General features: G+C 60.6%; 25 protein-coding genes. 8 read left to right on the top strand and 17 right to left on the bottom strand.

Translation table 11 applies throughout. From position 1 onward, the window contains the following. From HY067_04895 to HY067_04885, 3 genes are all read right to left on the bottom strand, one after another. A complete protein-coding gene (locus HY067_04895) occupies window positions 1–471 on the bottom strand; it encodes a hypothetical protein (protein ID MBI3527288.1) in 471 nt (156 codons plus the stop codon). 59 nt (window positions 472–530) lie between these two features. Then, window positions 531–947, bottom strand: a complete 417-nt coding sequence (locus HY067_04890; protein MBI3527287.1) for a hypothetical protein — start codon at window positions 945–947, stop codon at window positions 531–533. Window positions 948–1,251: 304 nt separating this feature from the next. After that, window positions 1,252–2,094, bottom strand: a complete 843-nt coding sequence (locus HY067_04885) for a 23S rRNA (adenine(2030)-N(6))-methyltransferase RlmJ (protein MBI3527286.1) — start codon at window positions 2,092–2,094, stop codon at window positions 1,252–1,254. A 185-nt stretch (window positions 2,095–2,279) separates the two neighbouring features. On the opposite strand from HY067_04885, the gene HY067_04880 reads away from it, so the two are divergent. Beyond that, a complete protein-coding gene (locus HY067_04880) occupies window positions 2,280–2,642 on the top strand; it encodes a hypothetical protein (protein ID MBI3527285.1) in 363 nt (120 codons plus the stop codon). 93 nt (window positions 2,643–2,735) lie between these two features. Next, window positions 2,736–3,386 carry a uracil phosphoribosyltransferase gene (gene upp, locus HY067_04875; GenBank protein ID MBI3527284.1) on the top strand — a complete coding sequence of 217 codons (651 nt, stop codon included), beginning with the start codon at window positions 2,736–2,738 and terminating at the stop codon, window positions 3,384–3,386. A gap of 60 nt (window positions 3,387–3,446) precedes the next feature. Here upp and HY067_04870 read toward each other — a convergent pair whose 3' ends face one another. Further along, entirely contained in the window at window positions 3,447–4,442 is a 996-nt protein-coding gene (locus tag HY067_04870) for a cytochrome d ubiquinol oxidase subunit II (GenBank protein ID MBI3527283.1), read from the bottom strand. 2 nt (window positions 4,443–4,444) lie between these two features. Continuing rightward, complete coding sequence (locus tag HY067_04865; protein ID MBI3527282.1) at window positions 4,445–5,797, bottom strand: cytochrome ubiquinol oxidase subunit I; 1,353 nt, start codon at window positions 5,795–5,797, stop codon at window positions 4,445–4,447. A 147-nt stretch (window positions 5,798–5,944) separates the two neighbouring features. Here HY067_04865 and HY067_04860 point away from each other — a divergent pair, with 147 nt between their 5' ends. Together HY067_04860 and HY067_04855 are read left to right on the top strand one after the other, a co-directional pair. Further along, window positions 5,945–6,256 (top strand): BrnA antitoxin family protein, encoded by a 312-nt coding sequence (locus HY067_04860; GenBank protein MBI3527281.1) that lies wholly within the window; start codon window positions 5,945–5,947, stop codon window positions 6,254–6,256. Between the two features lie 49 nt (window positions 6,257–6,305). Further along, complete coding sequence (locus tag HY067_04855) at window positions 6,306–7,586, top strand: GGDEF domain-containing protein (GenBank protein ID MBI3527280.1); 1,281 nt, start codon at window positions 6,306–6,308, stop codon at window positions 7,584–7,586. A 348-nt stretch (window positions 7,587–7,934) separates the two neighbouring features. Here HY067_04855 and HY067_04850 read toward each other — a convergent pair whose 3' ends face one another. Together HY067_04850 and HY067_04845 are read right to left on the bottom strand one after the other, a co-directional pair. Then, a complete protein-coding gene (locus tag HY067_04850; protein MBI3527279.1) occupies window positions 7,935–9,488 on the bottom strand; it encodes an AMP-binding protein in 1,554 nt (517 codons plus the stop codon). Between the two features lie 201 nt (window positions 9,489–9,689). Further along, the gene (locus HY067_04845; GenBank protein ID MBI3527278.1) at window positions 9,690–10,538 is read right to left on the bottom strand and encodes a phytanoyl-CoA dioxygenase family protein; all 849 of its coding nucleotides are present in this window, start codon (window positions 10,536–10,538) and stop codon (window positions 9,690–9,692) included. Window positions 10,539–10,785: 247 nt separating this feature from the next. On the opposite strand from HY067_04845, the gene HY067_04840 reads away from it, so the two are divergent. The 4 genes from HY067_04840 to HY067_04825 all read left to right on the top strand — a co-directional run bounded on the left by HY067_04840 (window position 10,786) and on the right by HY067_04825 (window position 14,027). Further along, window positions 10,786–11,325, top strand: coding sequence for an SRPBCC family protein (locus HY067_04840; GenBank protein ID MBI3527277.1), 540 nt, complete (start codon window positions 10,786–10,788; stop codon window positions 11,323–11,325). Window positions 11,326–11,419: 94 nt separating this feature from the next. Beyond that, window positions 11,420–12,184 (top strand): SDR family oxidoreductase, encoded by a 765-nt coding sequence (locus HY067_04835; protein ID MBI3527276.1) that lies wholly within the window; start codon window positions 11,420–11,422, stop codon window positions 12,182–12,184. Between the two features lie 296 nt (window positions 12,185–12,480). Then, complete coding sequence (locus HY067_04830) at window positions 12,481–13,368, top strand: hypothetical protein (GenBank protein MBI3527275.1); 888 nt, start codon at window positions 12,481–12,483, stop codon at window positions 13,366–13,368. A 41-nt stretch (window positions 13,369–13,409) separates the two neighbouring features. Beyond that, a complete protein-coding gene (locus tag HY067_04825; GenBank protein MBI3527274.1) occupies window positions 13,410–14,027 on the top strand; it encodes a methylamine utilization protein in 618 nt (205 codons plus the stop codon). A gap of 11 nt (window positions 14,028–14,038) precedes the next feature. Here HY067_04825 and HY067_04820 read toward each other — a convergent pair whose 3' ends face one another. From HY067_04820 to HY067_04775, 10 genes are all read right to left on the bottom strand, one after another. Further along, window positions 14,039–14,185: a hypothetical protein gene (locus HY067_04820; protein ID MBI3527273.1), complete on the bottom strand. Its 147-nt coding sequence runs from the start codon at window positions 14,183–14,185 to the stop codon at window positions 14,039–14,041. 19 nt (window positions 14,186–14,204) lie between these two features. Continuing rightward, window positions 14,205–15,026: a mechanosensitive ion channel gene (locus tag HY067_04815; protein ID MBI3527272.1), complete on the bottom strand. Its 822-nt coding sequence runs from the start codon at window positions 15,024–15,026 to the stop codon at window positions 14,205–14,207. 167 nt (window positions 15,027–15,193) lie between these two features. After that, window positions 15,194–15,985 (bottom strand): class II aldolase/adducin family protein, encoded by a 792-nt coding sequence (locus HY067_04810; GenBank protein MBI3527271.1) that lies wholly within the window; start codon window positions 15,983–15,985, stop codon window positions 15,194–15,196. Window positions 15,986–16,662: 677 nt separating this feature from the next. Beyond that, complete coding sequence (locus tag HY067_04805; protein ID MBI3527270.1) at window positions 16,663–17,139, bottom strand: hypothetical protein; 477 nt, start codon at window positions 17,137–17,139, stop codon at window positions 16,663–16,665. 468 nt (window positions 17,140–17,607) lie between these two features. Continuing rightward, the gene (locus HY067_04800) at window positions 17,608–18,135 is read right to left on the bottom strand and encodes a hypothetical protein (GenBank protein MBI3527269.1); all 528 of its coding nucleotides are present in this window, start codon (window positions 18,133–18,135) and stop codon (window positions 17,608–17,610) included. Window positions 18,136–18,847: 712 nt separating this feature from the next. Continuing rightward, entirely contained in the window at window positions 18,848–19,570 is a 723-nt protein-coding gene (locus HY067_04795) for a glutathione S-transferase (GenBank protein MBI3527268.1), read from the bottom strand. 172 nt (window positions 19,571–19,742) lie between these two features. Next, window positions 19,743–20,276, bottom strand: coding sequence for a chromate transporter (locus tag HY067_04790; GenBank protein ID MBI3527267.1), 534 nt, complete (start codon window positions 20,274–20,276; stop codon window positions 19,743–19,745). Continuing rightward, window positions 20,273–20,869, bottom strand: coding sequence for a chromate transporter (locus HY067_04785; protein ID MBI3527266.1), 597 nt, complete (start codon window positions 20,867–20,869; stop codon window positions 20,273–20,275). The genes HY067_04790 and HY067_04785 overlap by 4 nt, the downstream gene beginning before the upstream one ends. Window positions 20,870–20,985: 116 nt before the next feature. Then, window positions 20,986–22,809: a DNA helicase RecQ gene (gene recQ, locus HY067_04780; GenBank protein MBI3527265.1), complete on the bottom strand. Its 1,824-nt coding sequence runs from the start codon at window positions 22,807–22,809 to the stop codon at window positions 20,986–20,988. 150 nt (window positions 22,810–22,959) lie between these two features. Further along, window positions 22,960–25,350, bottom strand: coding sequence for an EAL domain-containing protein (locus HY067_04775; GenBank protein ID MBI3527264.1), 2,391 nt, complete (start codon window positions 25,348–25,350; stop codon window positions 22,960–22,962). Between the last annotated feature and the right edge of the window lie 58 nt (window positions 25,351–25,408).

The raw sequence follows: 25,408 nt of genomic DNA, 5'->3' as shown, positions 1-25,408 counted from the left end.
TCAATTGCCCTTTGGCTGAAGGCGGGCTTCCGGCTTGAATGCCGCGTCATCATCGGCACACTTGCCCGTCCAACCCATGACGAGTGCGCGACGAGACGCGTGGACCTCTGAGAGATAGCGATTCTGGATTTCGTAAGCCTCGAGTTCCTCGGAAACCCGCCGGCTGCAAAAACTGGCGACGACTTCGAACTTGCCGGTGGTCTTCTGAAGATGATGAACCAGCTCGTGCAGCAGGATGGAACGATCGAACGGGTCGTTCTGGAAATCGAGTGTCTCGTCGACGACGACGCCCCAATCCGGATGATAGAACGCCTTGATGCGGCACGGCCGGCTGTCACACAGCCGGCGCTGGATTTCCGCTTGCGGCAACGAATGGACTTCAGGAAGAACGGCGGGCGCCGGATAGGCCGATAGGAGCCTGATCGCCGTGAACAACTCGACCATCAAAGAGGCGAGGGCGGACTGATCCATGACGGCTCCTGTGAGCGCCCTTCCCCTGTTTCCATTACATCAGCCGCAGTCAGGATTCGTCAACCGTCGCAACGCGACCGCCATGCGTTTACGTTCACACGATGGCCGTCCTGCATCTCTTCCAGATAACGGTTTTGCAGTTCATAGGCCTCCCGCTCCGCGGCAAACCAGCGGTCGCACTCCGACGGGATCGCCTGGAATTTGCCGCTGGTTCTCTGCACGTGGTGAACCAGTTCGTGCAGCAGCACTGAACGCGCAAACTCGTCGTTGATCAGATCGAATGCTTCGTCGATGTAAACGCCTTCTCCCGGCTTGTAGTACGCCTGGGTGGGACAGGGGCCTTTGCAGAATCGCTGGCGGATTTCCGCCAGGGGTACCTGATGGATTTCAGGAAGGTTCGTTGCCGAGTAGCCCGACAACGAATGAATCGAGGCCAGCAACTGCAGCGCCAGCGACGCGAGAGAAAGAGAGTCCATGTGTGCTCCTGGACCGGCGCTTCCCCCCGACCCCGCCGGGCCGGTAAATATTCTTGTACATAGTGCAGCAATAACCGGGCCAGCAGTCCGGCCACCGCAACTTGGCCACTTTTGCGGCCCTGCAGCAAGGAAATGCACAGTCACGGTGCATTCCAATCCAACGCCGCACCAAAATCGCGGCAATTTCTACCGACAACCCCTGCAAATCGTGCCTGATCAATCCCGGTAGCCTTGGCTGGTTCAATCAGGATAACGGCCCGTTCGATGCCGGGTTTAGTTCCCTTGGTTGTGCCCGCGGCGGCACCTATTCTCCCGCCAGCCAGACTACACGCTGGCTGCCGCCGTCCTCGCGGGAGAGGATCGGCTGTAACCACTTCAGCATCGACCGTGCTTCCGCTTCGAAACCGAACGGCGGATTCACCACCAGCATTCCGCATCCGCGCATGCCGCCGCTCCAGTTTTCGGATAGCACTGAAATTTCGAGTTGCAGGATTTTCCTGATGCCGGTTTCGACCAATCCCCGCTCGAACGCGCGCATTGCGAGCGGCTCCATCAGCGGATACCAGAGCGCGTAAACGCCTGTTGCGAAGCGCCGGTGTGCTTCGACGAGTCCGTCTGTCAGCCGGTCGAATTCCCGGGCGCGGTCGAATGAAGAATCCACGAAAACCAGCCCGCGTCGCTCTTTCGGCGGAAGGAAGGCCTTCAGCGACTGGTATCCATCCATCAAATGCACTGTCGTCTGGCGATCGCCGCCGAACAGGCCGCCCAGATTTTCGCAGTCCTTCCTGTTGAGTTCGACCAGCACCATGCGATCGACCGGCCGCAGGAGCCGGCGCACCACGCGTGGCGAACCGGGATAAAAGCGCAAGGCATTTCCGGCGTTCTCGCCTCTTATCGCTTCGAAATAGGGAATGAACTCATCCGGCACGTCTTTTCGTCCCCAAACCATCGCGACACCGTCTCTGAACTCCGCGTTCTTGAGTGCCCATTCGTGGGTAAGGTCGTAGCGTCCAATGCCGGCATGGGTATCGAGTACAAAGAACGGCTTGTCCTTTTTCTCGAACGCGAGCACCAGCCGGGTCAGCAACGAGTGCTTGAAGACGTCGGCGAAATTGCCGGCGTGAAAAAGATGTCGGTAGGCGAGCATTCAGTGAAAATCCCGATCGGCCCTGCAACCTCAGAGGCTGGGGCCGTTTGTACCCCGGTCAGGGCTCGGTTGCATGCAGCCGGTTTTGGGCAAGGTTGAAGTCATGGGATAATCCGGCCGTTTCTCAAGAAGACCCCCAACGCAGGACTATTGTCATGGCCGCCGAGAATACACCTGAACTCAAGATGGACCCCGCGAACCTGTATCGCGAGGAAATCTTCACCGATCGCAAGATAGGCACCATTCGCGTAATGACCCCGGTCAAAAGCGACAGTTCCGTCGACGCCGGCCGCAAGGTGATCTATGTCGGCGAAACCCAGCTCATGACGCCGGTCGGCGCACTACCGCTGGCGTTCGAGATCGAGGCCGGTTCCCTGGGCCAGGCGGCAGAGAAATTCGCCGAGTTCGCTGCCGTTGCCGTCGAACGCGCGGTCAGGGAATTGCAGGAATTGCGCCGGCAACAGAGTTCCTCGATCGTCATTCCCGAGGGCATCCCCGGCGGATTCGGCGGGCCAGGCGGATTGCCGGGAAAGATCAAGTTGCCGTGACGTGCCGGGAAGCAATCGGTGGCAAACTGATCTGAGGGCGACACGCCCTCCCCCAGGGATCGGCAGAAAAACTTTTCCCAGGATGCCCCCGCAATGAAGCAGGATCCGCGTTTCCCGAACCTGTTCATCCTCGATCACCCGCTGATCCAGCACAAACTTACGCATATGCGGGACAGGAAAACGTCCACCCGGACGTTCCGCGAACTGTTGCGCGAGATCACGCTGCTGATGGGTTACGAGGTCACCCGCAACCTGCCGCTGACCACGCGCACGATCGAAACGCCGATGACCTCCATGGAAGCGCCGGTCATCGCCGGCAAGAAGCTTGCAATCGTGCCGGTGCTGCGCGCCGGCATCGGCATGGCGGACGGCCTACTGGAACTGATCCCTTCCGCCCGCGTGGGACACATCGGACTCTACCGCGACGAAAACCACCGCCCGATCGAGTACGTGGTGCGGCTGCCCGAGGTCGGGGGTCGCGTCTTCATTCTGTGCGATCCGATGATCGGCACCGGCTATTCCGCCGCCCATGCCGTGCAAGTCCTGAAGCATCGCGGCGTGCCGGCGAAAGACATCCTGTTTCTCGCACTGGTCGCTTCGCCGGAGGGCGTGGCAGTTTTCCAGCAGCAGCATCCCGACGTGCCGATGTTCGTCGCCTCTCTCGACGATCGTCTCGATGAAAACGCCTACATCGTTCCGGGACTAGGCGACGCGGGTGACCGGTTGTTCGGGACAAAAAACTAGGGTTGGGGAAGCGCGGTTGTCGCTTGTGTTTTACCAGCAACCAATCACCGCTCACCGCCTTCATTCGCCGTACGTCAGTTCCCGCGCCTTGCCCCAGAACACCCGATAGGAAAACACCGTGTAGCCGAAGATCATAGGCAGTACGACGCAAGTGCCGACAAACACAAACATCAGCGATTCCCTCGCGGCCGCGGCCTGCCAGATGGTCAGCCGATCCACCACCAGATAGGGAAACAGGCTGTAAGCGAGTCCGGCAAACGCGAACACGAAAATCCATACGGACAACACGAAAGGCAGCCATTCGCGTTTAGACGTCCCGCGCTGCAATCTCGTTACCGACAGCAGGATGCCGGCGAACGCAGCCCCCGTGAGCAACGGCAAGGGCGACAGCCAAAGCAATCGCGGCCACGCAAACCATTTCTCCATGATGCCGGCGCTTGCAAACGGCGTGACCAAGCTGATTGCCGCCACGCCCGCAGCCGCGAGGAGCACTGCGGCTTTGCTCCAATTGAGCGCGCGCGCGTGCAGGTCGCCCTCGGTCTTGATCGCCAGCCAGGTCGCACCCAGCAGCGCATAGCCGCCGGCCAGTCCGATCCCCACCAGAAACTCGAATGCGATGAACAGCGGCCCGCCCCGGAAACCGGTGATGACGCCGGCCAGCATCGCGCCTTGCGCGACCGCGGTACCGAGCGAACCGACGAAGAACAGGTGGTTCCACATCGACTGGTGCCATCCCGACGCCTTCACGCGGAATTCAAAGGAGACGCCGCGCAGGATCAGCGAGATCAGCATCAGCGCCACCTCCAGGTAGAGCGAAGGCAGGATGACGCCGTGCGCATGCGGAAACGCCACCAGCAGGATGCCCACGCCCAGCACCAGCCAGGTTTCGTTTGCATCCCAGAACGGGCCGATGGAAGCCACCATCATGTCCTGCTCCGCACGCGTGGCCAGCGGCAGCAGGATGCCGACGCCGAGATCGAAGCCGTCGAGAATCACGTAGGCGAGGATGGCCAATCCCATCAGCATGGTGAAGATCAGCGGCAGATCGAGTTCCATCGTCACAGCACCTGCGGGCCCAGTGCACCCGGCGCGGGCATGTCGCGACCCTTGCCCTCCGCTTCCTTGCGCGCAAGTTGTGTGAGCACGACCATGTAGGAAATCAGCAGCAGCGTATAAATAAGGGCGTAGCCAATGAACGTCGTTGCGATGTATGCAGCGGGTACGGTCGACGCAGTATCCGCGGTCAGGATGACGCCGTAGACGACATAGGGCTGGCGGCCGATTTCCGTTGTCAGCCAACCCGCCAGCACCGCGACCCATCCGGAGAAGGTCATGCCGGAATACATCCACAACAACCAGCGCGGAAACTCACGGCGCCGGATCAGCAAGAGGGCGCCGAACCAGGACGCCGCCAACATCAGCATGCCCACGCCGACCATCACACGGAAAGTCCAGAACACCGTTGCAACGGGCGGATGCTTGTCGCCGAATTCGGAAAGGCCCTTCACTTCGCCGTCGGGATCGTGGGTCAGGATCAGGCTCGCACCCTTCGGCAGCGAGATTGCGTAATCGTTGCTGCGTGTCTGCCTGTTGGGCATCGCGAACAACAGCAGCGGCGCGCCGCGCTCGGTTTCCCAGATCGCCTCGATCGCCGCAATTTTCGCCGGCTGATGCTCGAGCGTGTTCAATCCATGCTGGTCGCCAACGAAGATCTGCAGCGGGGTCAGCACCGCTGCGACGGCCACAGCGAGGCGCAACATGCGCGTTGCCGGTTCGAGTGTGCGGTTGCACAACAGCTGCAATGCCGAGATGCCGGCTACCAGAAATACCGCCGTGAGCCCGGAGGCGATCATCATGTGCGCGAGGCGATACGGAAAACTCGGATTGAAAATCACCGCCATCCAGCTGGTGGCATGCAACTGGCCGTCGATCACCTCGAAACCCTGCGGCGTCTGCATCCACGAATTCAGCGCGAGGATCCAGAACGCCGATCCGGAAGTGCCGATCGCCACCAGGAAAGCCGACAGGGTGTGCATCCATGCCGGCACCCGGTCGCGGCCGAACAGCATGACGCCCAGAAAAGTGGCTTCGAGGAAAAACGCCGTCAGCACTTCGTAGCCCAGCAACGGTCCGGCGATGTTGCCGGCCTTGCTCATGAACCCCGGCCAGTTGGTGCCGAACTGGAAGCTCATCGTAATGCCGGAAACGACGCCCAGCGCGAACGACAGCGCGAACACCTTCACCCAGAGCCTGTACGCCGGCTTGCACCACGCATCGCCCGAAAATTCGATGCGCACGCGCAGGTAGACGAGAATCCAGGCCAGCGCGATCGTGATGCTGGGGAAGAGGATATGGAACCCGATGTTCAGGCCGAACTGGGCGCGCGCGAGGAGCAGCGGATCCGCGGACATGACGATCCCTGGAAAAGAGCCGCCAGTTTAGCGCGGTTCCGGGCATGACCTCCGATTGGCACTAACGGGCGCATTGCGCGCCGCCAGTCAGCGCTCATTGCGGCGGATCGGCTTGACTATATGCATATATGTATGCACACTGGGACGATGCGCAAACAAACGGCCAAATCACCCAGCAGACATTCCGGGCGTCGCGACGGAGGCAACGGATCCGGCGCCACGACGACGGGCTCGCAGCGCAGCGGCGCCGCGGCGCCGCGTGGCAAGACGCGGCTGACAATGTATCTCGACATGGCGGTGGTCGAATATTTTCGTTCGCGAGCCGGTGGCCGCGGCTACCAGACGCTGATCAACGAAGCGCTCAGGCAGGCGATCGAACAGGAAAAGCTGGAAGACGTCCTGCGCCGGGTGATCCGGGAAGAGGCACGACCCTACCAGATTGGAAAGGGCAAGACTTGAGCGGCACCCTGGTCGCGCGGACGACGGACGCATCCGGGTACGGCAGCCGATGATCGCATTTCGCGACGAATTGAAGGCCGTCGCCATACCTGTTGCGGTGCTGGTCATCGCCGGTGTTGCCGCCTCGATCAGCCAGCAGTTTTCCACGACACTGGGCAACTTCGGCGTATTCGGACCCTATGCGGTGCTCGTCATCGGCACGGCGATTGCCCTGTGGTTCAATCGCGGTCGCGCGTTCATCGCGCTCATTTCCCTGCTGGTCGCATTCATCGCCTATCGTATTTCGCTCAGCTTCGGCGAGGATGATTTTCCGACGCGCGCGGTGCTCACCGCCGCGGCGATCTTCGTGCCTGCCAACATTCTGCTCGTGATGCTATTGCCGGAACGCGGCATCGTCCATTTCCGCAATTACCGGTGGTTGCTGCTGGGCGTAGTCGAGGTGCTGATGACGGCCTGGATTGCAACCGCGGGCCACACCGCCCTCTCCGGCACGGCCTGGCATGCGGCGCTGGATCACTGGTTGCTCAAGGCCACGCCGACGCCGCTACTTGGCCGCATGTTCATCGTGGCGGCATTCACGGTTGCATTGATCAGGGCGTGGCTGCGGCGCTCCCCGCTCGATATCGGCATGACCGGCGCGCTGGTCGCATTTTTCATTGCGTGCGAATGGCCGAACCTGACGGTGGTGTACGGCGTGTTCGTATTTGCCGCCGGCGCCATGCTGCTGCTTGCCGTGCTGCAGGAATCGCATCGCATGGCCTTTCACGATGAGCTCACCGGCCTGCCCAGCCGGCGTGCTCTGCAGGAAAGACTCGTCGCGCTGGGTCCCTCCTACACGATCGCCATGGTCGACGTCGATCACTTCAAGAAATTCAACGACACGCACGGCCACGACATCGGCGACCAGGTGCTCAAACTGGTCGGGGCGCGGTTGGCGGAAATCGACGGCGGCGGCAAGGCCTTCCGCTACGGGGGCGAAGAGTTCGCGGTGCTGTTTCCCGACAAGAAGGTCGAGGAGGCCCTGCCGTACCTCGAAACGCTGCGGCAGAGCATCGAGCTCTACAAGATGTCGGTACGCACGGAGCAACAACGGCGCAGCGAAGCACGTCGGAACAACGACCGTCGCACGAAGACCCAATCCGCGTTCACCCTCGATCCGCCGGGCGCACCGCCGCTGCGTTCGAATCGTGCGGAACTGCTTTCGGTAACCGTGAGCATCGGCGCCGCGCAACGGTCCGACCTGTTCGACACACCGGAAGCCGTGATCCGATCGGCCGACGAAGCACTGTACCGGGCCAAGGGCGCCGGTCGCAATCGGGTCAGTATTTAGCTTCGTGGTGAACGGTGATTAGTGTCCCACAAGGGGATACCGGCCTAAAAGGGTCGCCGCTCACGGCATTCCACAAGGGATACCGGGCTGCGCCCATAACCGGTCTTCGACCATAACTCCTAGCCTCGCACGGGTATTCGGCCATAATCGGTGATCGGCAATTTGAGCGTCCGGATTCACGAACAGTTCACTGTTAACCGTTCACTGTTCGCCATTTACCGTTTACCGTTCACACCATACTTCGCACGATAGTGCTGCGCCAGAACTTTCCGAGTCTGCCGGTTCAATTGCGAATTAGCCCGGGCGGGCCGTTGTGGCTCGTTTCGCGGCGACGCGGGAGGCGCCGGTTTAACCCGCTTGGCCTTCACCTGCCTCACCTTTCAGTTGTGCACGCAACGCGGTCTTGAGTACCTTGCCATAGTTGTTCTTCGGCAGATCGGGGACGAAACAATAGGCCTTCGGCCGCTTGAAGCGTGCGATATGGTCTATGCACAGCGCGTCGAGCTCCTGCTCCCGGACCGTCGAGCCGTCGCACACGACTACAAAGGCGATCACCTCTTCGCCCCACTCCGGATGTGGGCGTCCGACCACCGAGACTTCGCTGACGGCCGGGTGGCGCAGCAGGACTTCTTCGACTTCGCGCGGATAAATGTTGGAGCCGCCGCTGATGATCATGTCCTTGGAGCGGTCGCGCAAAGTCAGAAAACCGTCCTCATCGAACGACCCGACGTCGCCGGTATGCAACCAGCCGCCGCGTAACGTCTCGATGCTGGCGTCCGGATTGCGCCAGTAGCCGCGCATGACGGTATCGCCGCGCACCAGGATTTCGCCGATCTCCCCGTACGCCAGCAGCTGGTCCTGCGCATCGGCGACTCTGACTTCCACTGCCGGTTGTGCCACCCCTACGGAAGCCAGCCGGTCGTCGTAGCGCGGATGATCGCGATCGCCCATGTGGAATTTCGACAGCGCGGTAATGGTCATGGGCGACTCGCCCTGGCCGTAGATCTGTGCAAAACGCGGCCCTATTGCGTCCAGCGCGTTCTTGATGTCCTGAAGATACATCGGCCCGCCGCCGTACACGATGGTTTTCAGTTCATCGAGCGACGGCGCGTGTTTGCGCGCATGCGCCACCAGCCTGTGCACCATGGTCGGCGCCGTGAACATCGTCACGCCGTTCCAGCGCCGGCAGAGTTGGAATATCTCCGCCGGCTCGAAGCGCCCGCTGTCGGGAATCACCTGATTTGCCCCGACCAGCATGTGGGGAAAGTTATATAGGCCCGAACCGTGCGACATGGGCGCGGCATGGACCACGCAATCGCCCGGCTCGATGCCGTCGACCGCCGCGAAGTAGGAAAGCGACATGCACACCAGGTTGCGATGCGTGATCATCACGCCCTTCGGCCGTCCGGTCGTGCCGCTGGTATAGAACAGCCAGGCCACATCGTCCGGAAGCGTGTCGGCCATCGCGATGTTCGGCTCCGTCCGGCACAGCGCCGTGTAGTCGGACGAAGCGACCTCGATCACGCGCTCGAGCACGGGAAGGTTGCCGCGCAGAGACTCCACCGGCTGAGCAAGATCGGGCGATGCGAAACAAACCCGTGCACCGGAGTTCTGCAGAATGTATTCGAATTCCCTCGGATGCAGCTTGTCGTTCATCGGCACGGTCGTCAGCCCCGCATACCAGGCTGCGTACCAGATCTCGACATACTGCGGACAGTTGCCCATCGCCAGCGCCACGCAATCGCCCGGCAGCAGGCCCAGGGCGTCGCGAAATCCGGTGGCCATCGCCGCGACCCGCCGCATGAGTTCGCCGTATTTTATCCAGACGCTCTCGCCCAGGGAGACAGCGGGATTGTCGGGAAATGTGCGCGCGGAACGGGCGAGGAAATTGGCGAGATTCATTGGAGGGGCTAGGGGCTAGGGGCTAGGGGCTAGGGGCTAGGGGCTAGGGGCTAGGGGCTAGGGGCTAGGGGCTAGGGATGAGAACCCTCACCACTTTGGCGGTTCCGCATTTTCTTCTTCTACTTAATTCAATTTTAATTCGGCCGACACGCATCGCGTAACGCTTCTCCCCTAGCCCCTACCCTCTAGTCCCTGCCTTTCTCACCCCGCACTCCCCGATCCCACGCCCAGCCCGCTGGCGTAACGCCGATTCCAGATCTCATGGCCGTGGGCAAAATCGTTTTTCGCCGATTTGTCTTCGCCCCGCATCAGCCAAAGCGGCTGGTCGTAGATGTTGAATGGCGCGTTGTCCCGGCGCTTGTCGCGCAGCGAACGGTCGTAATGCGACGTTGCCGGCATGTAACGCATGATCAGCGCCGCACGGCGCTGGCCCGAGGTATTGGCAAGCGAACCGTGAATCATGCGCACGTCGTGCAGCGACATCTGGCCCGGCTCGAGTTCGACGTTGACCGTCTTCGATTCGTCGAACTGGTCGCGGTCGAGTTCGAGGTTGAGCACCAGGTTCTTGCGATCGCTGACATGGTGCCGGTAGAGCTCCTTGCGCTTGTGCGACTCCGGTATGAAGCGCATGCAGCCGTTCTCCGTGGATACCGGATCGATCGCGATCCAGACCGAACAAGTCGCCAGCGGCCGCATCGGCCAGTATTCCCCGTCCTGGTGCCAGGGCACCTCGCGTCCCATGACCGGCGGCTTGCACAGAATCCGGCTGATCCACAGCACGATGTCCGGTCCGATGATCCGCTCCATCATGTCCAGCACGGCCGGATGCCGGGCGGCGGCCATGAAGGGATTCATGTCGGGTCCGCCGGTCGGCGGCAGCATGTGCGGATTGGCGAGATCTTCCTGGGCGACATCGGTGTAAGTGGCCAACAGCCGGTCGAGACTGTCGCGCAGGCGTTGCAGCAGCGGATCGGGGAGGCGATAGCGCGGAAAGACGTAACCGTGCTCGTGGTAATGCGCGAGTTCGTCGGCGCTCAGTGCCGCATTCATTTTATTTCCGGCAGACGAAAGGGAAACCGATGCTAGCACAAGGCCTTCCCGGGATAACGCTGCACCGCACTCGCAGCAGGAAATTCTGAGCATTGGAACAACGGGAATTTCAATGGGGTCGCGGCGCGTGTTCGAATGCGGTAGGCTTTTGCCCCTCTGCATGCCGGGCAGTTTGGCCGGCATGCGGCGATAGCCGGCTCGAGACCGAGCATGAATATCATCCACGCACCGAATATCGGAGAAAAATATGAAACTGGCGAAGGGACTATTGTCATTACTGCTTGCCGCATCGGCGCCGCTGTTTGCCGCCGAGGCGCCCGAAATGAACCTCGAACATTCCATCGTGATCAATGCGCCTCCCGAGGTCGTGTGGGGCGTCGTCAGCGACTTCAACGGCCTGCCGCGCTGGCTATCGACCATCACCGAGAGCCGGATCATCCTCGGCAAGAACCGCGAGGTCGGCGCCATCCGCGAACTGACGCGCGCCAACGGCACCAAGGTCCAAGAAAAGCTGATTGCGTTCGAACCCTGGAACATGTCGCTGGGTTACACCTATATCGGCGGCCAGGTGGGCGCGACGGACTATTTCCCGACGATGACGGTATCCGATGCCGGCGGCGGCAAGAGCAAGGTGGTCTGGAAGGCGCGCTTCAAGCGCGTTGCGTACTGGACCGACGAGCCGCCGGCGGGCCAGGACGACGCAACGCCACTCAACGTGCTGAACAAGGTCTATCCGATGGGCCTCGAGAACCTGAAGAAGATCATCGAGGAGCAATCCAGTCAGTGAACGGTGAACGGTGAACGGAAAAAAGTCAACCGTTCACTGTTCGCCCTTCGCCGTTCACTCTTCACTGATCACCGTTCACTACTCACCTGCCAACATGAACCCTTTCGATCTCAGCGGCAAAGTCGCCATCGTCACCGGATCCACGCGAGGCATCGGCCGTTCGATTGCGGAGCACCTGGCGAAGGCCGGCGCAAAGGTGGTGATCTCGAGCCGCAAGGCCGACGTCTGCGAGCAAGTCGCAAAGGCCATTCGCTCTTCGGGCGGCGATGCGATCGCGATTTCTGCCAACATCGGCGACAAGGTGCAACTGGAAAATCTGGTGAATGAAACACGCAGGAAGTGCGGGAAAATCGACGTGCTGGTCTGCAATGCGGCCAGCAATCCCTACTACGGCCCGATGGCGAAAATGCCGGACGACGCCTTCAACAAGATCCTGCAGAACAACATCGTCTCCAACCATTGGCTGGCGAATCTCGTGCTGCCGGAAATGGCGCAGAGGAAGGACGGCGCAGTGATCATCGTGTCCTCGATCGGCGGGCTGAAAGGCACCTCGGCGCTCGGCGCCTATGCGATCTCCAAGGCCGCGGACATGCAGCTCGCGCGCAACCTCGCCATGGAATGGGGTCCCCACAACGTCCGCGTCAACTGCATTGCACCGGGCCTGGTGAAGACCGACTTCGCCCGCGCATTGTGGGAGAACCCCGAAATCCTGCAACGTTACGAATCGCAGACGCCATTGCGCCGCATCGGCGAACCGGACGACATCGGCGGGGTTGCCGTATTCCTTGCTTCGCGCGCGGCGGCCTTCATTACCGGTCAGACCATCGTTGCGGACGGAGGGGTGACGATCGCGGGATGAATCAGGAGAACTGAGTAAAAACGAGGCCTCAAGGATCCCTGCCTCGTTGCGTCAACCAAAATACAGGGAATTCCAAAACGCCGCGATACGGCTATTTTTGGCACCAGTCGTCACTGCGTATCCGTCTTTCCACTCAAGCCGTGCATTGTCGCCCCGTTCTCCTCTGGCCTTCGCCTTGCTTTAAATACCGGGCAGGGAAGCTGTGTTGCCGTGCAGCATCCCTGGCGCGAAGACGTCGTCATAGTTTAATTTATGGTAAGGACGGCGTAAAAACAACGTCATCAAGAAAGCCCGCGATGAAACGTTGCACAGTCTATAGCCGGATGGCTCTTGTTTTCGCCCTGCTGTTCTGCGGAACAGCGGGCGGCGCCGAATGGGGTTTCGACGCGAACATCGGCATCGACCATAGCGACAACGTGCCCAACGCGATCGAAGCGGGCGACAAGAAATCGGATGGCGCCGCCACGCTCAGGCTCTCCGGGTTGCTTCACCGGCAGCTCAGCGAGAACACCTCGCTCGGTCTGAACCTTGTCGGGGAATCCGCCACCTATTTCCGCTTCTCCGGCCTCGACAATCTGGGCATCGGCCCACGTGCGCAGCTTCGTCACAAATTCGGTCTCGGCCCCGATGCACCCTGGACGGCATTCGCACTGCGTGCCCTGCACCGCGATTACCACTACGACTATCGCGACGGATGGCAATACGACGCAGCAGTGACGGCGGGCAAGCGCATCGGCGAGCGCTGGCAGGTGAGCGGCAGCGTGCAATACGACCGGTACGAAGCGGATAATCTCCAGCCAGCGGTGTTGCCTGGCGTATCGAGCGCGGCGTACGATGTGGCGGGGTGGACCTTCGGTGTGCAGACCGCTTTTCTCTTGTCAGAGGTCGATACGCTTTCAATCTCCTGTTCCCGGCGCCACGGCACGGTCACCGCAGTAACGCCGTCGGACTATGAAGTCCTCGAATACTCGAGCGCCGTGGCGCGCGATCCGGTATTCGGCGGGAATCTGATTGCCTACCGGATCATCACGGATACCGACACGCTGTCGATCAACTGGAGCCATGCGATCGGACGCCATTCGTCCGTCAATCTCGGCTATGCCTACCGCCGGTCCCAAGGCGAAGAAGATCTCGGCGCCTATGCCGCCAACATGATCAATCTGAGCGTTTCATACAGCCGGTAGTGGCCACGCGTCCCGTGCACCTGATCGCGATATTGGCCTGCGTGGCCATTCAGCCGTCGGTGCGGGCCGGCGAACTGCGCGCGCAGGTCGTCGACGGCGACGCACAGCCGTTACCGGATGCGGTGGTCGTTGCCTTTCCGGTGGACGCTCGCATCCCGCCGGCCCGGCCCGGAACGGAAGTCGAGGACCAGATCGACAAGGAATTTGTGCCCTATGTGCAGGCGATACGCGTAGGGTCGTACGTGAAATTTCCCAACAAGGACGACATCCGCCATCACGTCTATTCCTTTTCTCCGGCCAAAAAATTCGCGTTGCCGCTGTATAGCGGCACACCTGCTACACCGGTACTTTTCGACAAGATGGGTGTAGTCAAGCTCGGGTGCAACATCCACGACTGGATGATCGGCTATCTCTACGTGACCGATGCACCGTATTTCGGCAAGACCGCCGCGCAGGGACAAGTCGAATTGAAGGATGTGCACGCGGGCACCTACCGGGTGCGCGTATGGCATCCGCGCCTCGACGGCACGGAAGAATCGACTACGCAGCAAATTGAAGTGAAGGACAACGCCCCGGCCTCGGCGCAATGGGCGCTCAAGCTCAAGCGCGAATTCCGGCCGCGCCGCGCGCCGTCACCGGGCGATCCGGGATACCGCTAAAGGCGAGGGTTTCAACGGCGATTCGCCAGCACCCTGCGCAATCCACCTTCGCTATCGCCGCCTGAATAGGCCTCGATCCCGCGCTCGGAGAAAATGACGTGATCGAGCGCCGCGTGGCCCACGCAGATTACCCGTGCGTGCGCTGCCGCTGCGCTCATCGCTCAGCCAGCCACCGCATCAGGCCGGCTTTGCGGCCCGCATCCCGGCAAGATATCTCGACAGCAGCTCCTGCTCGGTGCGGGTGCGCTGGCTCGCCGGGCAGGGGAAGCGCAGCAACAAGGTCGACTTGCCGCCCTCGCCCAGCCTGATGCTGACCCTCGGTTCCGCGGAAGGCATGACGATGAACTGCTCGCCCTCCAGTTCGCGCAGCGCGGCGTGCGCGGGCGCAACGTACTCCGAACACACCGAGTTCGCGACCTCGGTGAGGATGCGGCGTGCCGTGTCGAGGTCGCTGCCGCCCGCGACCGGAATGCTGACCATCCCGAGCTGGTAGTCCCCGAGACGAGAATAATTCTTCATCGCGTGAGTGACGTAGAAGCTGTTCGGGAACTGCACCACCCTGCCGGTAAACAGGTGTTCCTCGCTCATTTCCAGCACGGTCGTGGACAACAGCGTCTGGTCGATGACTTCGCCCTTGATGCTGTTGATCTCGATGACGTCGCCGAAAGTGAAGCTGCCGGACGTGGTGCGATGGATGTAGCCGAGCACGGAGGTGAACAATTCCTTGCCGGCCAGCACCAGGGCGACGCTTAACGCGGCCAGCGACAGGGCGGCGGCGCGCAACTCCGAGCGCCAGATGAAAACAAGCGCGATCAGTGCGATCAGGAAAGAGAAATTGCGCCAGAACACCGACCCGCGCAGCTTGGTTTCGCGGGACAGCCAACTGCGGCCGCGCAAGATCGCGGAAATGGCGACGTTGGCGAGGATGACCACCGAAACGACGACGATCGTCCACAAGAATTCCGGTGCGAGTCCGGATTGAAAAAAGTCGATTTTCATATTGGGGGATCAATTCAGTGGGGCGAATGTATCGGATTCGCGCCCCATCGGGCAACTCGGGAGCGGAGGGGTGAAGGGCAAGGGGTGAGGCGCGAGAGGAAAGAGCGTGTGACAGGATGGTCCTGTCGTAGCCTTATCCCTCGACCCTCACCCCTCTTCCCTCTCCCCTAGCTTCTGTAGTCCACGCCCTTGCGGTCGAGCATGCGCAGCAACGCCTGCCAGGCCTTGTTCACTTCGGCGCCGCCCGGTCCTTTGAACTGCTCGAAGCCCTTCTGTGCGGTTTGTTCGTCGATCAGGCCGACTTCGACGCGGCCACCGGCCAGCGCGTCGATCTGGATCTGGCAGGCGGTATCGAGGTAGTACATCAACTCGAAAGCCTCGCTGACCGAATCGCCCAGCGTGAGCAGTCCGTGGTTGCGCAGGATCATGGCCTTGGAAGTCTTGCCGAGATCCGCGGCCATGCGCTCCCGCTCGTCCAACTCCAGCGCGATGCCTTCGTAGTCGTGGTAGGTCAGCATGCCGTAGTTACGCAGCGCATGCTGACTGAGCGGCAGCAATCCGTGCTTCTGCACCGACACGGCGACACCCGCGCGCGTGTGCGTATGGATGACGCAATTGATTTCCGGCCGCGCCTCGTGCACGCAGCCATGGATCACGAAGCCGGCATAGTTCACGCCCAGCCCGGTGATATCGTCGACGACATTGCCTTCATGGTCGATCTTGACGATGCTCGACGCGGTGATCTCGTCGAACATGAGTCCGTACGGATTGATCAGGATGTGGGGCGAGCCCGGCACACGCGCGGTGAAATGAGTGAAGATCAGGTCGGTCCAGCGGAACTGCGCCGCCAACTGGTAGGCCGCCGCCAGCTCGCAACGCACTTCCCATTCTTCCGCGCTGACGCGGTCACGCACACTGCGGGCTTCGACGGATTTGAGTTTTCTGGCTTTATCGGTCACGTGATGGTCCTCCTCGTATAGCCAATCATACACTTCGCCCCCGGGCGTCGCGAAGCCTCAGCCATCCAGCTCCGGGTAGTAACGGAAGATGCCGTACTGATTACGCGGCGGGGTGCGTTATGCCCTGCCCGCGCAGTATGTCGCTGTACGGCGAATCGGGGACTTGGCGATTTGCGAAGTTCTGCGCGTACTGCCACGTCCGTCCAGTTGCGGAGAATTCGGGGACTGAAACGGGTACTCGGGAACGAAAAAGCGCCACCGAAGTGGGGCTCCGCTACTGCGCACAACTGAGGTATTTATACGCTGGGTCGTGATATGAATGGCTGGGGCGTGGCTATGTATTGTTGGGGCGTTGTTAACGTAAGCGCGCCACTACCAGGCATGATCGGCCCGCCGGTGCTCATTAACACAATGCCGACTGCGGTACCGGAAGAGTTGGCGGTTATGTCGCGCTCGATGTGCTGATCTTCGCGGCAATCTTTTGGACTGGTCGCGCATATCTGGTCGCGCGGTAGGGGACACGCGACGAGTAAGCTTGTGGCAAAGGTTTCGTAAGCGATACCGGCAGAAATTGTGACTAAAAGCTTGTTCATTGGGTTGCTCCTTGCAATGGCTCCTCCTACTACCGATGATACGCTGCGAAACGGCCTTGCACATCTGTCGAAAGATTCAGCAGGTCAAATCCTCGGTGTTGGGCGACGCCTAACCGTCGGGAGGTCCACCTCTTTAATTGCGATGTCTATCTTACAAGCAGGGCACCGAAGACTGCGACCATTCGGCTGCAATGTGGATTTTTGCTTTCTATCGACGCACGACGTACACAAGTAGTGAAGCGGCTGGCCTTGCGCCATCTCGGGTTTCAACGCATAGGCAAACGTCCCCGTGGCTGGAAACTCCATAAGGTGATATCTCTGCATTTCATTTTTCCAGTCTTCCACTTCGGCTAGTTGCTTTTCGAGTTGACGCACCCGTTCTTGAAGTTGCGCTTGCTTTTCTTGACTGGCCAACTCCGAAGCAATGGCATCCGTAAGTTTCTCTTGAATTGCCGTTACCGCGGTCAAAAGTTCGAGGTGATTGGAAAGGCCATGGGCAGCCTTCACAATCTCAATGGCAGTCTTAGTGCTTTGAATCGCGGCGGCGATTTCGGTGTACATATGCGTCACCTTTTCGAGAATGGCACTCAGAAAATAGATTGCACCCCGCCGTCTTTCCTGTCCACTTTCAGATACGCCATGCGCCGACTCGCTCTACACTCATTCACTTCGGTTCGTCAGGCTTTGACCGCGCAGCCCAGCGACGATCCTTAGCGGATTCAAGAGCCCAACAAGCCGAGCAACGACGTCCTAATAGTCGGATTCTCCTTCTCTTCATAGTTGCTCTTGGGCCAAAACATACACGTCGGCGTTGAATGCCAAAGTTCCGTACCGATGGGCCGTCTGTACATTTTCGACCCCCTTTTTAGAACACCGAAATGACGGACGGCGCTTTCCGTTAGCGAGTCCAAAAATACACCTAACCCAAATTTACTCAACCGCAAAATGGCCGCGCACCGCGGGCATAGGCGGCGGATTGGTAGGGCTTAAATTATCTCTGCCACCGCTGGCGCATCAAGGAAGCATTGACTAGATGAGGGGACCGTCCCGTTGTGCTTTCCTCTCCAAGTCTGACAGTAGGACCGCAATTTGCTGCGAGAAGCGGCTATCGATATAGCCGGTGTCGATCGAAAGCCAGGTGTGGGGAATACCGTAAGCGGTCACCACAAGGGGCGTATCGCGAACGGAAATGGTCAAGGTATGTTCTTGGTGAAGTCCGGGACCACGCTCAGCATCAAACGCTGCAGCAAGTTGACGCGTGTCTATTCCCCGTCTGGCTGCAATAACGAAAACGTCTTCCAGCGCGTTGCTTAATAGGTGTTCATACTGTTCTTGGGTTGACTTCATCGGACCAATACTCTTGACGATGAAGCTAACTGAGTAGGTTAGCGAAGTCCCGTTCTTCCTTCCCAACGGTGACTCCTGAACCTTCTTCGCGATTTCGACTTTGGACCAGTCAGGGTGAACCTTGGCAATCTTTGCTGCCATTTCACGCCATTGGGCTTGTAGCTCCTCGGTGTTGTCCTTTGCCGGGGGTAGCCTTGGTCTTGCAATCATGCTGAATTATTTCTACTAGGACAAAGGGACGACATGCCAATTGTGCTACCAAAGGCACCTGGCTGTATCCGGAATTAACGCACTCTTGTAGGACTCTTGCTTAGCAGGACGTAGGACAAATGGACTTCTCTGCGCCTATGCGCTGCGGATTTTGTTCAACGCTGAGAGATTGGGTAAGCTGTGCAACAACAAGACACTTAGCGAGACTGCGGTTCGCGGCAGAAGAAAAGTGTGAGCACCTCAGATCAAACCTCATCCAGCCCAGTTTACATTTCCGGCGAGTACACCCCTTTAGCGCGATGCCGGAATTTGTTGCACCTTCGGCGAAAACTGGTGGGCGGAGAATGACTCCGTTATTTGGAAGGTGAAGATATGCAGAAGCTAAATGGCGTCTTCGAAAACTGGATTACGATGCAGCGAGAATTCTGGAGATATGGTGATCTGGCGGGCCAATGGCCCGCGACGTGGTGCGACAACCCACTGCAGACACTTATGCCGTGGGAACGCAAGATACTTGAAAAGCCTTGGGGCTCCTACCCACCGCGCACGACAGAATAGGGCGTCACAAAAATAAAAGACCCGGCCGTCTCCTTCTCGGACGGGCTCAAATTGTGCGACGACGAACTGGGCACTACGTTCAGCAAAAGCTGAAAATCGAAAACGGGTACTGGTGCGGAACTACCTGGCAAGCACTTCGCAAGTGCTGGAATGTTCACCCGTCCAACTCCGGGTAGTGGCGGAAGATGCCGTACTGATTGAACGGGATGCGCCGTTTCGACGCCAGGTAGGCCGCGATGTTCGGACGTGCCGCGACGCGGTCATGCAATCCGACCAATCCGGGATGCTCCGGCTCCAACCGTCTCATGGTTTTCGGAAATGCATAGCGCAGCCCGGCAATCAACTGGAACACCGACAGGTCGGCATACGAAAGCGTACTGCCCGCCATGTATCGCCTGCCTTTGCCGCCTGACAACACCTGTTCGAAATAGCCGAGAAATTTCGGCATGCGCTCGGCGCGAAAATTTTTCGTGCGCCGGTGTGCTTCGGCCTTCTGCTGATGATAGTAGAGCGAGCTTCCAATCGGATGATGCGTGTCGTGGATCTCGGTCACGAAATCGGCAACCGTGAGCTGCAACTGGTTGACCCAGATCCGTCCCGCGTCGTTGCGCGGCGTCAGGCCATGGCGTGGTCCCAGGTACAGCAGGATATTGGCGGTCTGGCCGATGACGAGCTTTCCCGCTTTCAGGAAAGGCGGTGCGTAAGGCGCCCCCGCCAGCTTTTCGTCCTCCAGAAACCTTTCCAGCGCCGGCACCCCCATGCCTCGGCCGGAACGGCGGGCAACGTCGACATACTCCGCACCCGCTTCCTCCAGCGCGAGCCGCACGAATTCACCGCGGCCCTGGATGGAAGGCCAGTAATAGAGTTCGTAACGCATGAATCCTCCTAAGATTCCAGAGATGCGAGGAAAGAGGTGAGAGGAAAGGTTAAAGAAAAAAAGGGCGAGGGAAAATTCAAAAACAACGAATCGCTTGGTTCACAGTACGTGCACTAAATTCTTTTACTTTAACCCCTAGCCCCTGCTTCATCCCTATCCCCTAGTCCCTCATTCATATCCACCCCATCGCACCGAGCACCGCGCCCGCCGCCACCAGCAGTAGCAAATGAATCCGCGTGCGCCATACCAGGAGCGCCGCGGCGACGGTCAGCAGTAGGTGATGCCAGCCGGGCGTTTGCGCGCTCAGAATCCAACCGGTCGCGAACAGCAGTCCGATCACGATCGGCGCCATGCCCGCCTTGAAGGCCTGCACTGCACGCCACTCGCGCCGCGCATGACCCCAGCGTGCCGCGGCCAGCGCCAGCGTCGTCGACGGCAGCATGATCCCGAACAGGGTCGCAGCCGCGCCGGTCAGTCCGGCCGCCTGGTAGCCCATGACCGCGACGAACAACACGTTCGGTCCCGGCGACGCCTGCGCGATTGCGATCGACGCGTTGAACTGCGCATCGGTCAGCAGTCCCATCTGATTGACCATCACGCGATGCATGTCCGGCGCGACGGTAATGGCACCGCCGATCGACAGCAGCGACAGCAGCAGGAAATGGCCGAACAGCGTAAGCAGTTCGGTCGACATCGCGCCGCTCATGGCTGCTCCGGCGCTACTTCACGGGGCCGCAGCCGCATCCAGGCAAACGTGCAGCTCACTGCCCCGAGAGCAAGAATCACCCACACCAATGGCCAGCGCAGCAGTGCGACAGCCGCAAAAGACAGCACAAGAAACGCGCCGCACACCGGCACCCGCATCGGATTCGACCGCAGGGCACCGACGAGTTTGAAACCGGTTCCGACGATCAACCCGGCGGAGACGGCGCCCATTCCCCGGAGCGCGCCGGACACCGCCGGATTCATCGCGTACTGCGCGTACAACGCCGTGAGCATCAGCACGATGACCAGCGGCACCGCCATCATGCCGGCCAGCGCGGCAAAGGCGCCGCGCCAGCCGAAGAAGCGGTCGCCGACCATCAGCGCGACGTTGCAGACGTTGGGTCCCGGCAGAATCTGTGCGACGGCGAGGATCTCGACGAACTGCTCCCGCGTCAGCCAGCGCTTCTGCTCGCACAAGACCCGTTGCGCAATGGCCAGTACGCCGCCGAAGCCTTGCAGCGCAAGCAAGGTGAAGGCGACAAACAGCTCTTTCCTGGAGGATGGCTGCGCGAGCAAACGGGGATCTTCGATCATGGAATCAGTGATTGGTGACTGGTGATGGGTGCCCCGCAAGGGGGTACCGGCCTGCGGCCATAACTGGTGACTGGCAGCAAGAATACTACCTGGAGCGCGGGCATGCGTTCTGCCGGTCAATCACGCAGCAGCGCCATCAATGCCGAACCGTAGCGCTCCAGCTTCTTTGCGCCGATGCCGTGGATCGAAGAAAGATCAGCGATGTCGCGAGGGTGGGCGGCGGCGATCGCCGACAACGTCGCGTCGTGAAAGATCACGTAAGCCGGAACCGATTGTTCGCGCGCCTGTTCACCGCGCCACGTTCTGAGGCGCTCCAACAACGCCGCATCCGTGGCGGACAATCCGTCGGCACCGGCTTTGCGGCGAATCGTTGCGGTTTTTCCTTTGCGCGGCGCGATCCGGCGCATGTCGATGCGCTGTTCGCCTTTCAATACCGGACGACTGGTCTCGGTCAGGCGCAAGGCGCCGTAAGCAACATGATCTGGGCGCACGAAACCCAGTGTCACCAGTTGGCGGAACACGTCCCGCCAGGTCGCTTCGTCGAGGCCGGCGCCAATGCCGAATACGCTCAGTTCCTCGTGATGCCATTGCGCCACACGATCGGTGGCGTGACCGCGCAGCACATCGATCAGATGGCGTGAACCGAAACGCTGCCCGGTGCGGAATATGCACGACAGCGCCTTGCGCGCGGCATCGGTGGCATCCCAGGTCTGCGGCGGCTCCAGGCAGGTATCGCAATTGCCGCAAGGCTCACTGGCTTCGCCGAAATAATCGAGCAGGCGCACCCGGCGACAGCCCGCGGTTTCGCAAAGGCCCAGCAATGCCTCCAGCTTGGCAAACGAAACGCGGCGATATTCCTCGCTGCCCTCGGATTGGTCGATCATGCGACGCTGCTGCACCACGTCACCCAGTCCGTAAGCCATCCAGGCATCGGCGGCGGCGCCGTCCCGGCCGGCTCTGCCGGTCTCCTGGTAGTAACCTTCGATGCTCTTGGGCAAATCCAGGTGGGCAACGAATCGCACATCGGGCTTGTCGATGCCCATGCCGAACGCGATCGTGGCGACCATGACGATGCCCTCCTCGCGCTGGAACCGCGCCTGATGATCGGCGCGAGAAACCGCATCCATGCCGGCGTGATACGGCAACGCCGCCACGCCCTGCGTCGCCAGCCAGGCCGCGGTTTCATCCACTTTCTTGCGCGAGAGGCAATAGACGATGCCGGCGTCCCGGGCGTGCGCTTCGCGGATGAAGCGCAGCAATTGCTGCCGCGCGTCCCATTTGTCGACGATGGTGTAGCGGATGTTCGGCCGGTCGAAACTGGAAACGAACACGCGCGCATCGTCCAGCGCCAGGCGATGCCTGATCTCCACGCGCGTGTGCAGATCGGCGGTCGCCGTCAACGCAATGCGCGGCACCGTCGGAAAACGCTCGTGCAGCAACGACAATTGCAGATATTCCGGACGGAAATCGTGTCCCCATTGGGAAACGCAATGGGCTTCGTCGATGGCGAACAAGGCGATCCGCGACTGCTCCAGCACTTCGAGCATGCGCGGCATGACCAGCCGTTCGGGTGCAACGTAGAGCAGATCCAGCGCGCCAGCGCGCAGCGCGCGTTCTGCCGCGGCGGCTTCGCGGGCATCCAGCGTGGAATTGAGAAAGGCGGCTCGCACGCCAAGTTGCCGGAGTGCCGCCACCTGGTCCTGCATCAGCGCAATCAGCGGCGAAATCACCAGTGCGGTGCCCTCGCGCAGCAGCGCCGGCAACTGATAACACAACGATTTTCCGCCACCCGTCGGCATCAGCACCAGCGCGTCGCCGCCCGCCACCACATGCTCGACGATCTCGCGCTGGGCGCCGCGAAACGTCTGGTAGCCGAACACCGTGCTCAGCACATTCAGCGCTTTGTCCTGTGGGTCCGCCGTTACGGCTGCGCCGGGCATGCGAAATAGGGTGAAGGGTAGGAAATCGATTCGTTTTTTTGGTTCTCGCTCGGCTTTTTATCTAGATGACCCCAGGCCACCTGGTCCTTTTTACTCGCCTTTCACTCCTCACCTTTCTTCATTCATCCACCCGCCGTGCTTCCCTTCTTGCTACCGGATCGATTTCCGCCTCTCCTCTCTTGCTAACGGATCGACTTCTGTCTCCGCTTTGATTTCCGACACCGGCTTGAGCTCCGCGCCCGGGACCGAAGCCGCGGCAGCCGCTTCGCGCGTCATGGTCTTGTAGAGCAGCATGACGACTTCGTTGGCCGGGATGGGCTTGCTGAAGTAATACCCCTGGATCTGGTCGCAGCCGAGCGTGCGCAGGAAATCGAACTGCTCCTTCGTCTCCACGCCTTCGGCCACCACTTTCAGTTGCAGGCTGTGCGCCATCGCTATGATCGCCTCGACGATTGCAGAATCGTCCTTGCTTTCCGGGATACCACGCACGAAGGACTGGTCGATCTTCACGCTGTCGAACGGGAAGCGCTTCAGGTAGGCGAGCGACGAGTAGCCGGTGCCGAAGTCGTCCATCGTAAGATGGAAACCCAATCCTTTCAGTTCGTTCAGCACTTTCTCCGCGTGCTCCTGGTTGCTCATCACCGCGCTTTCGGTGATTTCCAGTTCGAGCGACTCGGCGGTCAGGCCCGTTTTCTTGAGCGTGTCGGAAATGAACTCCACCAGCCCCTTGTCCCCCATCTGCCGTGCCGAAATATTGATGGCGATGCGCAATTGCGGCAGGCCGCCCTTCTGCCACGCACGATTCTGCACGCACGCGGTCTGCGCGACCCAGCGCCCCATCGGCACGATCAGTCCGGTTTCTTCGGCGATGGAAATGAAATCGCCGGGCGATACGAAACCCAGTTGCGGGCTGATCCAGCGGATCAGCGCTTCCAGGCCGGTCACGCGGCCTGTCGCAAGATCCACTTTCGGCTGGTAGTACAGCACGAACTCGTGATTGTTCAGTGCGTTGCTCAGGTTCGATTCGAACTCCAGCCGTTGCACCGAATGCGTATTCAGCATTTCCGAGTAGAACTGGAAAGTACCCCGGCCTTCCTCCTTGGCGCGATACATCGCGATATCCGCATTCTTCAGCAGCGACTGCACGTCGCGGCCGTCGGTCGGATAGGTGCTGATGCCGATGCTGGCCGCGGGGCGGTATTGCCGGCCGGCGAGGATCATGGACTTGGACAGCGCTTCCAGGATCTTGCGCGCGACCGTGCTGGCTTGATCTTCCGCCGTCAGTCCTTCCGTGAGCACCGCGAATTCGTCGCCGCCGAATCGCGCGACCATGTCGATCTTGCGCACACAGGCGGTGAGCCGTTCCGCAACCGCACGCAATACTTCATCGCCCGCGTCGTGGCCGAGGCTGTCGTTGATGTTCTTGAAGCGATCCAGATCGAAGAACAAGATGGACAGCATTTTTCCGCTGCGCTCGGCGCGCTGCAGCGCCTTGCTCAGTGCCTGCCGGAACAGGCTGCGGTTCGGCAACCCGGTCAGTTCATCATGGTCGGCGAGGAAGCGCGTGCGTTCTTCCTGCTCCTTGCGTTCGGTGATGTCCTGCAGCACGCCGTTCATGCGGCGCGCCGACCCGTCCTCGGCGCGGCTTACGTGACCGCGCGCAAAGACATGCACGACCTTCTGGTCCGCGCGCACGAGCCTGAACTCGTCGCTCCACTGGTTGTCGGCTGATTTGATCAGGGCCAGGAGCTGCTCCTGAACGCGTGCGCGATCGTCCGGATGGATGTGTTCGAACCAGGCAGCCATGTTGGTTCCGACGCCCGGCTCGCCGTGCCCGAACAGTCGTTCATAGTTCTCGCTGCGCCAAAGTTGGTCGGTCACGAGATCCCAGTCCAGCATGGCGTCGCTGGTCGCTTTCGAAGCGAGGCCGAATCGTTCGAGATCTTGCCACATCACCTCGTGCGTATGCTTGCGGCGGGTAACGTCCCTGGCAATGACGACGCGCGCCTGCTGCCGCGCAAACTGGATGCGGAAGGAAACCATCTCGGCTTCGATCGCCGCACCGTCCTTTTTCCGGTGCCGCCAGGCGCCCACTTCTCCGGAAGCCGGTCCGAGAGCCATCAGGGTTTCCGTCACGCGCTCCGCATCCTCCGGCAGGCCGAGGTCGAGGAGCGTCATCTTCAGCAGCTCTTCACGCGAATAGCCGTACTCGCGCGCCGCGGCTTCGTTGACCTCCAGAAAACGCCACTTGCGCGTATCGCAGATGAAGGTGGGAACCGGGCTGCTCTGGAAAAGCGTCTGGTACTGCTCTTGCGCCAGTTTGGAGACTTCGTCGTTGGACGCCAGGGAACTCGCCATGACTCGCGTCTCGCCTGCACGGATCCTGCGATGGACCAGGCCGGCGATCAGTGCACCGACCAGGGCCGCGAGACCCGCGCCGGCGGGATTTTCAGTAAGCAGGGAGTGGAGGAGTCCCGGCAGGGTGTGGAAAAACCCCGGAATAGCATCCACAATCGATTCGATTTCCCGCGGCAGTGCCACTGACCTCGACTCCCCCAATTGAACGCGGCTCGGCTAGCTAATTTACCCTATAAATCGC

It is taken from the genome of Betaproteobacteria bacterium (assembly GCA_016194905.1).
GTDB lineage: Bacteria > Pseudomonadota > Gammaproteobacteria > Burkholderiales > JACQAP01 > JACQAP01.
Note: the sequence above shows the minus strand (reverse complement) of the source record. Positions and strands in the feature narration are given on the sequence as shown.

What these genes read in the sequence shown, in the direction of transcription:
- HY067_04895 (MBI3527288.1), bottom strand. Translation starts at nt 471, where the DNA reads ATGGATCAGTCCGCCCTCGCCTCTTTGATGGTCGAGTTGTTCACGGCG.
- HY067_04890 (MBI3527287.1), bottom strand. Translation starts at nt 947, where the DNA reads ATGGACTCTCTTTCTCTCGCGTCGCTGGCGCTGCAGTTGCTGGCCTCG.
- HY067_04885 (MBI3527286.1), bottom strand. Translation starts at nt 2,094, where the DNA reads ATGCTCGCCTACCGACATCTTTTTCACGCCGGCAATTTCGCCGACGTC.
- HY067_04880 (MBI3527285.1), top strand. Translation starts at nt 2,280, where the DNA reads ATGGACCCCGCGAACCTGTATCGCGAGGAAATCTTCACCGATCGCAAG.
- upp (MBI3527284.1), top strand. Translation starts at nt 2,736, where the DNA reads ATGAAGCAGGATCCGCGTTTCCCGAACCTGTTCATCCTCGATCACCCG.
- HY067_04870 (MBI3527283.1), bottom strand. Translation starts at nt 4,442, where the DNA reads ATGGAACTCGATCTGCCGCTGATCTTCACCATGCTGATGGGATTGGCC.
- HY067_04865 (MBI3527282.1), bottom strand. Translation starts at nt 5,797, where the DNA reads ATGTCCGCGGATCCGCTGCTCCTCGCGCGCGCCCAGTTCGGCCTGAAC.
- HY067_04860 (MBI3527281.1), top strand. Translation starts at nt 5,945, where the DNA reads ATGCGCAAACAAACGGCCAAATCACCCAGCAGACATTCCGGGCGTCGC.
- HY067_04855 (MBI3527280.1), top strand. Translation starts at nt 6,306, where the DNA reads ATGATCGCATTTCGCGACGAATTGAAGGCCGTCGCCATACCTGTTGCG.
- HY067_04850 (MBI3527279.1), bottom strand. Translation starts at nt 9,488, where the DNA reads ATGAATCTCGCCAATTTCCTCGCCCGTTCCGCGCGCACATTTCCCGAC.
- HY067_04845 (MBI3527278.1), bottom strand. Translation starts at nt 10,538, where the DNA reads ATGAATGCGGCACTGAGCGCCGACGAACTCGCGCATTACCACGAGCAC.
- HY067_04840 (MBI3527277.1), top strand. Translation starts at nt 10,786, where the DNA reads ATGAAACTGGCGAAGGGACTATTGTCATTACTGCTTGCCGCATCGGCG.
- HY067_04835 (MBI3527276.1), top strand. Translation starts at nt 11,420, where the DNA reads ATGAACCCTTTCGATCTCAGCGGCAAAGTCGCCATCGTCACCGGATCC.
- HY067_04830 (MBI3527275.1), top strand. Translation starts at nt 12,481, where the DNA reads ATGAAACGTTGCACAGTCTATAGCCGGATGGCTCTTGTTTTCGCCCTG.
- HY067_04820 (MBI3527273.1), bottom strand. Translation starts at nt 14,185, where the DNA reads ATGAGCGCAGCGGCAGCGCACGCACGGGTAATCTGCGTGGGCCACGCG.
- HY067_04815 (MBI3527272.1), bottom strand. Translation starts at nt 15,026, where the DNA reads ATGAAAATCGACTTTTTTCAATCCGGACTCGCACCGGAATTCTTGTGG.
- HY067_04805 (MBI3527270.1), bottom strand. Translation starts at nt 17,139, where the DNA reads ATGTACACCGAAATCGCCGCCGCGATTCAAAGCACTAAGACTGCCATT.
- HY067_04800 (MBI3527269.1), bottom strand. Translation starts at nt 18,135, where the DNA reads ATGATTGCAAGACCAAGGCTACCCCCGGCAAAGGACAACACCGAGGAG.
- HY067_04795 (MBI3527268.1), bottom strand. Translation starts at nt 19,570, where the DNA reads ATGCGTTACGAACTCTATTACTGGCCTTCCATCCAGGGCCGCGGTGAA.
- HY067_04790 (MBI3527267.1), bottom strand. Translation starts at nt 20,276, where the DNA reads ATGAGCGGCGCGATGTCGACCGAACTGCTTACGCTGTTCGGCCATTTC.
- HY067_04785 (MBI3527266.1), bottom strand. Translation starts at nt 20,869, where the DNA reads ATGATCGAAGATCCCCGTTTGCTCGCGCAGCCATCCTCCAGGAAAGAG.
- recQ (MBI3527265.1), bottom strand. Translation starts at nt 22,809, where the DNA reads ATGCCCGGCGCAGCCGTAACGGCGGACCCACAGGACAAAGCGCTGAAT.